At 71.0% G+C, this 10,282-nt stretch carries 12 protein-coding genes and 1 pseudogene; 4 read left to right on the forward strand and 9 right to left on the reverse strand.

Annotated features, from left to right (window positions below; translation table 11 throughout):
- Positions 1–132: 132 nt before the first annotated feature.
- The 3 genes from ACWEVS_RS24990 to ACWEVS_RS25000 are packed head-to-tail and all read right to left on the reverse strand — an operon-like array spanning position 133 to position 3,742.
- The gene (locus tag ACWEVS_RS24990) at positions 133–1,119 is read right to left on the reverse strand and encodes a TniQ family protein (protein ID WP_449930508.1); all 987 of its coding nucleotides are present in this window, start codon (positions 1,117–1,119) and stop codon (positions 133–135) included.
- On the reverse strand, positions 1,116–2,078 hold the full coding sequence (locus ACWEVS_RS24995; protein ID WP_452553571.1) for a TniB family NTP-binding protein: 963 nt from the start codon (positions 2,076–2,078) through the stop codon (positions 1,116–1,118). The genes ACWEVS_RS24990 and ACWEVS_RS24995 overlap by 4 nt, the downstream gene beginning before the upstream one ends.
- A complete protein-coding gene (locus ACWEVS_RS25000) occupies positions 2,075–3,742 on the reverse strand; it encodes a transposase (RefSeq protein WP_452553573.1) in 1,668 nt (555 codons plus the stop codon). The genes ACWEVS_RS24995 and ACWEVS_RS25000 overlap by 4 nt, the downstream gene beginning before the upstream one ends.
- Positions 3,743–3,845: 103 nt before the next feature.
- Here ACWEVS_RS25000 and ACWEVS_RS25005 point away from each other — a divergent pair, with 103 nt between their 5' ends.
- Positions 3,846–4,211 carry a recombinase family protein gene (locus ACWEVS_RS25005; protein ID WP_452553574.1) on the forward strand — a complete coding sequence of 122 codons (366 nt, stop codon included), beginning with the start codon at positions 3,846–3,848 and terminating at the stop codon, positions 4,209–4,211.
- Here ACWEVS_RS25005 and ACWEVS_RS25010 read toward each other — a convergent pair.
- Complete coding sequence (locus ACWEVS_RS25010) at positions 4,195–5,547, reverse strand: serine/threonine-protein kinase (RefSeq protein ID WP_452553576.1); 1,353 nt, start codon at positions 5,545–5,547, stop codon at positions 4,195–4,197. The genes ACWEVS_RS25005 and ACWEVS_RS25010 overlap by 17 nt on opposite strands.
- A gap of 35 nt (positions 5,548–5,582) precedes the next feature.
- Between ACWEVS_RS25010 and ACWEVS_RS25015 the strand changes: the two genes are divergently transcribed.
- Both ACWEVS_RS25015 and ACWEVS_RS25020 read left to right on the forward strand, forming a co-directional pair.
- The gene (locus tag ACWEVS_RS25015) at positions 5,583–5,765 is read left to right on the forward strand and encodes a hypothetical protein (RefSeq protein WP_452553578.1); all 183 of its coding nucleotides are present in this window, start codon (positions 5,583–5,585) and stop codon (positions 5,763–5,765) included.
- A gap of 240 nt (positions 5,766–6,005) precedes the next feature.
- Positions 6,006–6,246: pseudogene (locus ACWEVS_RS25020) on the forward strand (dihydrofolate reductase family protein); the annotation flags it as partial.
- A gap of 187 nt (positions 6,247–6,433) precedes the next feature.
- Here the strand turns inward: ACWEVS_RS25020 and ACWEVS_RS25025 are convergent.
- Positions 6,434–7,831, reverse strand: coding sequence for a hypothetical protein (locus ACWEVS_RS25025; protein ID WP_452553580.1), 1,398 nt, complete (start codon positions 7,829–7,831; stop codon positions 6,434–6,436).
- A gap of 600 nt (positions 7,832–8,431) precedes the next feature.
- Here ACWEVS_RS25025 and ACWEVS_RS25030 point away from each other — a divergent pair.
- The gene (locus ACWEVS_RS25030; protein ID WP_452553582.1) at positions 8,432–8,791 is read left to right on the forward strand and encodes an ArsR/SmtB family transcription factor; all 360 of its coding nucleotides are present in this window, start codon (positions 8,432–8,434) and stop codon (positions 8,789–8,791) included.
- 59 nt (positions 8,792–8,850) lie between these two features.
- Here the strand turns inward: ACWEVS_RS25030 and ACWEVS_RS25035 are convergent, their stop codons facing one another.
- The 4 genes from ACWEVS_RS25035 to ACWEVS_RS25050 all read right to left on the reverse strand — a co-directional run.
- Positions 8,851–9,243: a tyrosine-type recombinase/integrase gene (locus ACWEVS_RS25035; RefSeq protein WP_452553584.1), complete on the reverse strand. Its 393-nt coding sequence runs from the start codon at positions 9,241–9,243 to the stop codon at positions 8,851–8,853.
- 247 nt (positions 9,244–9,490) lie between these two features.
- Positions 9,491–9,757, reverse strand: coding sequence for a hypothetical protein (locus tag ACWEVS_RS25040; protein WP_452553586.1), 267 nt, complete (start codon positions 9,755–9,757; stop codon positions 9,491–9,493).
- Between the two features lies 1 nt (position 9,758).
- Positions 9,759–9,998 (reverse strand): ATP dependent DNA ligase, encoded by a 240-nt coding sequence (locus ACWEVS_RS25045; protein ID WP_452553587.1) that lies wholly within the window; start codon positions 9,996–9,998, stop codon positions 9,759–9,761.
- Between the two features lie 79 nt (positions 9,999–10,077).
- Positions 10,078–10,282, reverse strand: a 205-nt coding sequence (locus tag ACWEVS_RS25050; protein ID WP_452553589.1) for an ATP-dependent DNA ligase, incomplete at its 5' end; no start/stop codon positions are given.

The following is a 10,282-nucleotide window of genomic DNA, read 5'->3' on the forward strand; positions in this document are numbered from 1 at the left end:
GGGGGGGCGACGTTTCACGAAGGCTAGGTTATCTGCTGCGTCGTCGCTGGATTGCCTGGCGAAATTGCAAAGCGTGCGCCTCTTTCGTAGGCCTCAGGCGACGCGAAACTAAGGTCGGGCCGTTCCACCTGGTCATCGGTGCCCGTTCCGGTGGGCAGCAGGCTGCAGCGCCGGGCCGAGCGTGCCGCCGGGAATGATCGTCCCGTCCGCGGCCAGTTGCACCGCGGTGGCCGCCGCGTGCAGCATCGCTTCCTGGTAGGGGGCGCTCAGCCGCTCGTACGGCCGCCAGAAGGACAGCCCCGCCCGGAACGGCAGGCCGGCGGCGTCCCAGATCTGGTGCAGGACGGCGGCCGCGCCGGGACCGGCCCGGGAGTCGACCATGCTGACCTCGTCCAGCAGCGTCCGCAACAGGCGCAGCCACTCGCCGACGTGCACGTTCCGCCCGGGCAGGGTGACGCCCATAGTGGTGATGCCTTCGAAGGTGAGCCGGTCCAGCGCAGCGACGGCGGCCGGGGCCGGGCGTGGGGGCGTCGGCTCGCCGTAGCGGTGGGCCCGGCGAACATCGTGGAGGTTCTCCAGGCGGCAGCCGTGCTCTGCGCAACTGGTCATGAGGGGGAGCGCGGCCAGCAAAACGACGCCGCGCCCCGGGTCGGTCGAGCAGGTGGGGCAGATGCGCCGGGCCGTCCGCCACGGACGCCCGGTCACCGGAAGCCAGGGCCGCCAGCGGTTGACCACGTGGTATCCGGCCTTGCCCGGTGGCAGCAGCACCGACTCCTGCCGGACATAGGCGGCGAAGGCCTGCGGGCCGTCGAAGGAATTCAGGGTGTCGGCCAGCCACGGCACGCACCCGCCGACCGTCATCTGGCGCAGCCGGTCCACCTCGACGCCGGTCCGCGCGGCGAGCGCGTGCACGATGATCGCAGGCACCTGGTAGTCCAGGTCCGCGCCGCGGTCGAACTCGGCCGACGCCGCGCCCAGGTTGTACGTCAGCAGCTGCTCGACCGACAGCCGATACAGCGCGGCGAGACGACCGAGCCAGGAGGACAGAGCCTCACCAGGGGCGGGCTCGGGGTGAACGGGCCAGCGGCGCAGACTCTCCGGCCAGTCCGCGCGCGTCATATCAGCTCGCGTTCGAACTTGCGGCGCCGCTCGGTCGGGCCGGCGTAGGAGGCCAGCAGCAGGGTGCGCTGGGTGATGGCCTCCTCGCCGGACTCGATCGCCGCGACGGCGGCCTCAGTGAGCAGCGCGGCCAGTTCCCCGATGGTGCCCTCGCTGCGGGCCAGCAGGTACTCGGTCATCTCCGGGGTGGCCAGAAAGGAGGGACGGCGCAGCGGGAAGGCAGCAGCAAAGCTGGCCAGCAGGGTGCTCGCCTCCCGGCCGGGCTCCCAGCGCGGCAGCACAAACGGGGCGAAGCGGTTCTCCAGCTGGTCATCGGAGCGGATCGCCAGGTAGGCGTCCCGGATACCGACACCGACCAGCGGAATCTTCAGCTCGTTGCCCAGGAAGCGCAGCAGGTTGAGAAACTCGCGGCGCGCCCCGTCGCGCCCGGCCAGCACGTTGTGCAGCTCATCGATCACCAGCATCCGCACGCCGGCCTGCCGCAGCAGCCGAACCGCGAGCTGCTCCAGCTCGGCCAGCCGCTGACGGGGCCGCAGCGGCGCGCCGAGCGCGCTCAGCAGCGCGGTGTAGAAGCGGGCCACGTGCGGGTCGGAGGGCATCTGCACGACCAGCACCGGGATCTCCTCCGCCTCCGGGTGTGAGATCGGCGGATGCGAGCGCCGGAACTTCTCCACGATCATCGACTTGCCGTTGTTGGTCGGCCCGATCACCAGCAGGTTCGGCATCCGCTGCTTGGCCGGCCAGGCCAGCAGCGTGTGCAACTGCTCCAGCGCCTGCCTGGCGCGGGTGTAGCCGATCCACCAGTCCGCCCGGACCCGGGCCAGCCGCTCGGCGGCAGGCAGCCGGGCCACCGGCCGGGCGCTTTCATGCAGGTGCGACAGATCCTCCACCCGCCCTGGCTCCAGCTCGATCTCGAACTCCGGCACAATGTCCGGCTTGCCGTCCGGCTCGTGGCTCACCACTGCTCGATCACCTCGAACGGCCGCACCGGCTCCTCATCCGCGCGCCCCTCGACCGGCGGCGGAAACGGCGGCCCTGCTGCGTGCGGCGCGGGGGTCGCCGAGCGGCGCTCGACCTCACGCCGGGCCCGTCGGGTCTTGGCGGCCGCGTCCTCAGTGATCTGCCGCATCTGCTCCACCATGGCGAACAGGGCGTTCTCATCGACCTGAGCGCGGCCGTCCTGGCGCAGCCGGGCGATCGCGGCGCGCTGCTCCCACACGCTGATCGGCGGGCGCGACAGCGTCCGGTAGGGCACCGGCAGGTAGGCGTGCCCGTCGGGATCTAGCACCCAGATCCGGGAGATGTCGCGCGGGTCGCGGCGCAGCACGAACTTCTCCAGCCCATCGCGGCGGGCGATCCACGGCTTGAGCGCGTCGCTGTAGTACTGCACGTGGTCGATGGTGAAGCCGGTCCGCCTCAGCGTCCGGCGGATCACCGGCAGGAAGTCGACCAGGAACGCCGTCTCGCTGGTCACCGTCGCGGGGCGGCCGCTGGCCGCAACGCCCTCGGCCCACCGCCCGGCCGGGGTCTGGCCCAGCGTGGCGTGCACCTGTCCGTGGTAGGCGGCCACCGCCAGGGTCAGCCACCGGTTCAGCTCGGCGACGGTCAGCACCGCGCTGGCCTGGCTGTCGTAGCTGCCGCGCTCGGCCGGGTTGGAGAAGGTGGTGCCGGGCAGTTCGTGCACCATCTGCATCATCGTGCCGATCAGTCGCTCGATGATGCCGCCGCAGTGCGGCATGCCCTTGGGCCGGTAGGCCAGCGTGATCCCGTGCTGCGCGCAGCCGCGGCGCAGCGCCTCGCTGCGGAACTCGGCGGCGTTGTCCACGTAGATCTCGTGCGGCTTGCCGCTCATCGGCCAGGCCACCGTCTCCGCCCCGAGCCGTTCCAGCCATGGCCGCTTGTCGCACACCGTGTGCGCCAGGCACAGCCCGGCCGACAGCGCCGAGGGCGCCTCCAGCGTGACTACCAAGCCGACCACGCACCGGCTGGCCACGTCGATCGCCGCGGTGACGTACGGGCGGCCGATCGGCAGCCGATGCCGCTCGTCGACCACTTCCAGGTCGACCGGCGTGTGGTCGATCTGGACCTGCTGCAACAGGCCCTCGATCTTCGGCGGGTCGCCGCCCGCCGGGCACAGCCGGCGTGCGCCGTCGGCGCCCTCCCGCGCCGTGGCGGCCGCCGCCGGGTCCAGCGCCTTGATCCGCTGCGCCAGCGTGTTGCAGACCGGGACCGGCAGCCCGGCGGTGCGGCACCGACGTACGACCTCGCGGTAGACCGCCGCCACCGAGCGCCGCTGCCGGGTCAGATACCGCGCACGGATCACCTCGGTCATCACCGTCTCGACCGCCGCTGGCAATCGGCGTCGTCCCCGGCCGCCGCTGGAGCGTTGGGGAAGCAAGTCTGAGACCACGCCTTCGCCCGCGCGCCACCGGGCCAGCAGCACGTACACCTGCCGCCGTGAGATCCCCAGTTCGTCTGCCGCCGCGTCCGCAGCCGCCAATCCCAGCCGCGGCTGAGCGGCCAGCGGGCCGATCACCTCCGCCTGGCGTACCGCCACGTCCCATGCTTCATCCGGGGCGGTCAGCACGCCCCGTTCGATGATCTGCGCCTGGCCGCCGTCCATGCCGGGACCTCACCGTCGCGCACGCGAGTACGGAACATACGCACCGTAGCGCAGAGGACTGCTGACAATCCGGTGCTTCTCAGTCCTCTGCATGGAGTCGCGAATGCCGAGGCCGTCCGTGCACGCGACTTCAGAAAGTGACACCCGGGTATCCACCCGCGGCCAAGACCACCAGTCCCAGCTCGACGCCCTCGCCGGAGCGCACTGCCGCGAGGTGGTGGTGGAGACGGCGAGCACCCGCGGCGAGCAGTCGAGGCTGCGCGCCGCCCTGGACCGGCTGCAGCCCGGCGACACGTTGGTGATCTACCAACCGGATCGGGTGGCCCGATCGATGAAGGAGCTGCTGGTCTTCGTCGAGGCTCAGGTGCGCGGGCCGGTCGAGGAGATGCCGGGGTCTCTCGCCCCGACCAGCCCGGCATCCGACGCTGATCGGATCGTGCGGGCGGTCGTGATCATGTTCGACCTTTGATCGTTTCGCGTCGAACGAGGAGTCGCGAGCTCAAGGCCGACCCGACAGCGACGAGGACGACGATGCTGATCAAGGCCAGCGACACCGTAGCGGACTCCCGCCCGGGGAGCTCCATCGCGTTCCGGAGGATCTCGCCGGCGCCGTGGAAGGCGAAAGCGGTCGCGCCACAGCCGAAGACGAGCCCGGCGACACCGACGACAGCGGTGACGGTCTTGCCGACGTTCGCCGGCAGGAACCGCGCGAAACTGGCGCACACCAAGCCGACGAGAACGACATCGGCAACGGCGGCGATCATTACGGCGACGCCGAGCACGTCATTGTCCCCGTACTTCTCGAAGTGCTCCCACGTTCCGCCGGCATCGGGGAGTCCGGCGACGCCGAGCGCCGTCAGGACCGCAATCGCCAACATGGCCACCATCGGCGCGGCAACACCAACGGGCGGCTGCCGCTTCTTCGGCCGGGTCGGCAGGATCTTGGTGTCGCGCCGCATGTGGACTGTGGTTGCGGGCTGCTCACCGGCGATATCGCCTGCCATGGCCAGTGCTTCGTCGACCGTCGGCCTGCGGCCCGGGTCCTTGTCCAGTAGCCGGGTGATGAGCTGCGTGAGAGGCCCGGTTCGTCGCGGCGCCGGGGCCTGCTCCAGCAGCACTGCGGCCAGCGTCGCTTCCTGGGTATCGCGGCGGAACGGTGAGACGCCCTCGACGGCCTGGTAAAGGGTCACGCCGAGGGAGAACAGATCCCCGGCGGGAAGGCCGTCGGTGCCGCGCAGCCGCTCGGGCGCCGTGTACTCGGCCGAGCCGATGAGCATCCCGGTGGCGGTCAGTGCGGTGTCGGTGGAGTGGATCGCGGTCCCGAAGTCGGTGAGCAGGACCTTCCCGTTCTCGGCGAGCATGACGTTGGCCGGTTTGATGTCGCGGTGCACGACACCTTCCCGGTGTGCTGCGCCGATCGCCGTCAGCAGTGCCACGGCGACTGCGGTGGCCCTGCCCGCCGGAAGAGGTCCGTGCTGCTTGACGTGCTCGTCCAGCGAGCAGCCGTCGACCAGTTCCATGACGATCCAGGGAAGGCCGTCGTCGACGACGACGTCGTGGATCGCGACGATGCCGTCGTGCTTGCGTAACCGGGCGGCATTGCGGGCCTCGCGCGCGGCCCGAGCCAGCCGCTCAGCTCGTTCGGATTCCGGCATCCACGGCGGCAGCTGCAGTTCCTTGATCGCAACGTCCACGTCGAGGGTCTGGTCGCGGGCCCGCCAGACCCGCCCGAAACCACCGGACCCCAGCTCGGCGGCCAGCCGGTAGCGCCCGCCGACCACGTCACCGGCCAGCCTCGAAGTCATGCCCCGTCTCCCGCCATCGCGCTTGGCACGAACAGTTGATCAGGGTACAAGCCACCATCATCGTGCATGCCCTTTCGCCTCACCTGGCGCGCAATACGAACGCGGCGGTCATCGCGCGCTATCTACAGGTGGTGACCCCGGCTGATCCGCTTCACCCGACCGAGCATGCCCGCGACATGACGCACGTCACGACCTTGTCACCTCTTGAACGTGCCTGACGTGCCAGACAAGAACATCGAACGTTGGCCTGCGGAAAGAGGACAACAACCCAAGATAACCACGGCGGCCCGAGCCGGGTTCCGGGTGTTCATGGCCTGGGCCCGTCAGGCAGGCACCGGCTGGTGTTCTCGCGGCGGAGTGGCGTGGTGGTGAACCGGCCCTCGGTATGGCCTGACCGATGATTTTTCCGCGCCGTGCTGGTCTGTACGCCGAGTACCGACTCACAGGAGGCTGACGCCATGCGGAAACTGACCTTCGGTATGAACCTGAGCCTGGACGGCTACGTCGCCGCGCCCGGCGACGACCTCGGCTGGAGCGTACCGAGCGACGAGCTGTTCCAGTGGTGGTCCGACCGGGTGGGGTGACCGGCCTGGCGCTGTACGGGCGCAATTGGGGGAGACGATGAGCTCCTACTGGCCGACCGCCGACCAGCAGCCTGGCGCCACACCGGCGGAGATCGAGTTCGCCCGCCGCTGGCGACCAGCAGCAGGCCAGGCAGGATCCGGACCCTGTAGGCCAGGAGGTCGGACAGCACGAAGACGTCTCCGTTCGGTGGAAGGGGAGGCGGGTGGGGAAGGGCGGGGGCGATCGGCCCGCCCTTCGATGCGAGCCATGGGGGAACGACAGTGGTGGACAGCCACGGCCCCGGTGGGATGGGGTGAGGTGGTCAGGGGCGTGCGGAACCGGCCGGGTCCCTGCCGGTGGCGGGCAGCGGGATGACGGCGCGTACCTTGCCGCCCGCGCTGTGCTGGATCGGTTCGCGGCCGCGTTCGAGGCGCACATGGCCGAGGCCGTGGCGGGACAGCAGGTCGCGCATCCGGGTCTCGACCCGATGCCAGAGGGTTGCGGGGTCGCTACCTGGAGCGGGGTGCAGCCGGATGCGGAGCGTGGCCGGCGCGGTCTGGACGATCTGGAACAGCTCCAGGCCGGGCACCGCTTCCAGCAGCGTGGCCAGCGGCAGCGGGGCAAGGGTGACCGGCGCCTGTTCCCCCGCCGGGCCGGGGAAGGTGAGCAGGTCGGCGGCGCGGCCCTGGACGCGGACGGCCGGGCCCGGGCTGCCGCACGCGCACGGATCGGGTCGCAGCAGAACGCTGTCGCCGAGGTCGTAGCGCAGGATCGGCTGCACCTGGTTGGCCAGGTTGGTCAGCAACACGGTGTGCGAGGGCTCGTCCGGTGCCACCGGCCGGTACTGCTCGTCGACGGGTTCGAGGACGGCCCAGTCGGCGTTGAGGTGCATCCAGCTCTCCGAACAGCCGTAGGACAGGAACGGGCACTCGTTGCAGGCGTAGCTGGTGCGCACCTTCGCCCCCAGCGCGGCCGCGATGCGCGCGTACTCGCCGACGGGCAGGCCTTCGGCGGTGAGCATCACCAGGGCGGGGTTGATGTGCAGCCGTCCGGCTTCGGCCTCGCCGGCCAGCAGCGCGCCGATGCTGGCGTAGGGGGCCAGCACCGCCGGGCGGAAGGCGTTGAGCTCGGCCACCAGATCCTGCAGCGGCTGGTGCACGCTGAAGGCGGCGACGCGGGATCGGCCGCGCAGCCGTGCGGCGGCCACGGTGGAAGCGAAATGCCCGCCCTCGGGTATCACCAGCGCCATCCGGGCGCCGCCGCGCGCGATGCGAGCCACGTCCCGCACGCTCAGCCGGCCGGCCAGCATCCGCGCCATCATCGCGGAGGTCACCGCCGTCGCGCGGGCGTCTTGTAGGAAGATGCCGTGCGTGCCGGTGGTGCCCGAGGTGGTGGACAGCGTGTAGCGGCCGGCGAACGGCTGCCCGATGCGCGCCGGGTCGTCGGCGAACGCCCTGGCCTCGGCGAAGGTGACGGCGGGATCAGTGACCCAGTCGTCGAAGGCGGCCATCAGCTCGGGCTTGCTGGTGGGCGGCAGCATGGCCAGGTCGGCCACTCCGGCCGGCAGGTCCCGGTACAGGTGCTGGTAGTAGGGGGAGCGGGTGCGCGCCCAGGCCACGAGCTCGGTCAGGCGGGCCCGTTGCCGGGCGGCCATCGCCTGCTCGCCGCCCGTCTTGGCGGAGCGGGCGTCGGCCAGCAGCCGCAACGTCGAGGTGTTCATGGCGCTGTGGTGTCCCTTCATGGTCGGCGGCGCCGCGGCGCCGCTGGGCGGTGGTGATCATGGGCCGGGCGGGGCGCGACAGACAAGGCCCAGCAGGCGTGGCCTGGCGCAGGCAAGGCCCGGCAGGAGTCACGGTGTCGGTGCCCCGGGCGTCTACCGGGCGCGGGTTGAGCCGGCGCTGCGCTCAGTGGCCGGGCGGAACGGCGCGGCGAGGGTGGGCACCTGGCGCCGGTGGCGGCAGATGGACGCCCGCCATGCGGGCACTGAGCGCGGGCAGGGTGAGCAGCGCGCAGGTCAGCCAGCGGGCGTAGCAGCTTGGTGGCAACCACGTGGAGAAGTCCTTCCCGGGCGGTGGACAACCCGGCCGGGCACCCACGGGGAGGACTCGGCCAGGCATGACTGCGTGGCCGAAGGTCTCGTCCACCGGCCGGTGACCGGTCCCGCCGCCGGAGAACGCGAGGTTCTCAGCGTGTCGACGTGCGGGCGTTGCGGACTACTCCCCTTCGGAGTGCCCTCCATCTTCCACATGTTTCGGAAATCGCGCAACTATCGAAACATAGGGTGATTGGCAGGCCATCGGCGCGAGACAATGGAGGGACGATGTCGACCTCCCCAGCTCCGGGTTCACCCGGCGCCGAGCACCCACCGCCGACCCCCGTGCAGCTGAGGGCGGCGGCCGAGACCTTCGCCCTGCTGGCCAGCCCGGTACGGCTGCACCTGATGTGGCTGATCACCCACGGTTCCTACGACGTCAGCACGCTGGCCACACACGCGGGCATCAGCATCGCCACGGTCTCCCAGCACCTGGCCAAGCTCCGCCTGGCTGGCCTGATCAGCGCACGCCGCAACGGCCGCCGGACCCTGTACGCGGTGGAGGACCCGCATGTGATCACGCTGATTCGGCAGATCTTCGATCACATCGCCCCCGACGGGAGCCTGGCACCCGATCCTCCCCGGTAGCCTGCACCGGCCGCGGTTGGCTCGCCCCAGGGCGTGGTCCGCTGGGAATCAGCGCCGGGTCACAGGTCCTCGATGTAGCCGGCCGCGATGTCGTCGGGCGGGTTGGTGTACAGGCGCAGATAGCGGACGTTGGCGTGGCCCAGGCGGCGTTCGAGCTCGGCCCGGTTGTGCCCGGAGGCCTGCGAAAGCTGGAAGGCGAAGGTATGCCGGGCGTCGTGCGGCAGCCGCACACCGAGCCTGCGCTCGGGGTCAGACATGTGGGCGTCGTGCAGGCGGGCGACCTCGCCGACGATGTCGTTGATCGAGCGCGGCGACAGTCGGCCGTCGGGGCGGCGGGCGGCGATGGAGGCGGCCGACAGGAACAGGGCGGCTGGGGGTGGTACTGGCGGCAGCGTCGCCGGGCCGCTCCTGGTTGAGGTAGTCGGCCAGGGCCTGGCGAGCGTCGCGGCCAAGGAAGACGGTGCGGCTGTTCAGGCCGACCACTTCGGCGCGGCGCAGCCCGGTGCCGAACAGCAGGTAGACGATGGCCCGGTCGCGCAGCGGGCGGGCATGGGCGTGCGATCGGGCCGCCGTGCTGCGGTGGCGGTGACACCCTCACCGCGCTCCTGAACAACCACGCCGCCCGCTGACCGGCCCGAGGGCCGGCCCGCAGCGGCGGACAGGATGGTCTGCTCCTCCCTTGAGTAAGGAGTGGGACCATCACGTCCTGGCCCGTCCTGCGGCATCCGCAGGAAAATCGAAGATCTCGGCGAGGTCCGCGAGATCAACCAGCTGGGCCACCTCGGCACTGTCTCGGCAGTCGGCTACCCACCAGCGCTTGTCGCCGTGCCAGCGGTCGATGCGGAACCGCGGATGCCCGTCCAGGACGATCGGGACGACTTCAAGCCCGTCCGGCCCGCGAAAGTACGACATGCCGAAATCGCACAAATCGGACAGCGTGTGGAGGTGGGCCGTGCTGCGCCGCATCTCAGCTGACGCGCCGCCGCCCGATGGGCGGAACGTCGGCCGGTGACATGTCCGTGCGCAGACCCCTCCAGGAAGGATGCCGTAGCAGGCCGTCGCCGGTCCGCTCGGCGAAACGCACCTCGCCCACCAGAGCCGGCCGCACCCAGCGGGCGATCCGTGCGTGCTCGACCGGGACCGGTCCCACGAACGGGCTCGCCTCCCGCGCCAGCGCGACCAGCCGAGCGGCCAGGTCGGCGCGCACCCGGTCGGTGAACCCCTGCCTTCCAGCGCCCGCGCCTGTCGGGCACGCCGAGCAGCAGCGAGCCCGCCAGGCCGGCCTGTCATCCGCCGATCACCACCTCCGCGGTCTGGTGGTGCTTGACCTTCACCCAGTCGCCCGAGCGGCGGCCCGGCCGGTACGGCGAGTCGACCCGCTTGCAGACGATGCCCTCTAGATGATTGATTCCAAGGGCTGAGGATTCCGAGTCTGGCTGCGAACATGCAGCGAGGGTGTCCAAGATCCGTGTGTGACGACAGAACTGAACA

The organism is Nonomuraea sp. NPDC003754 (assembly GCF_053605785.1).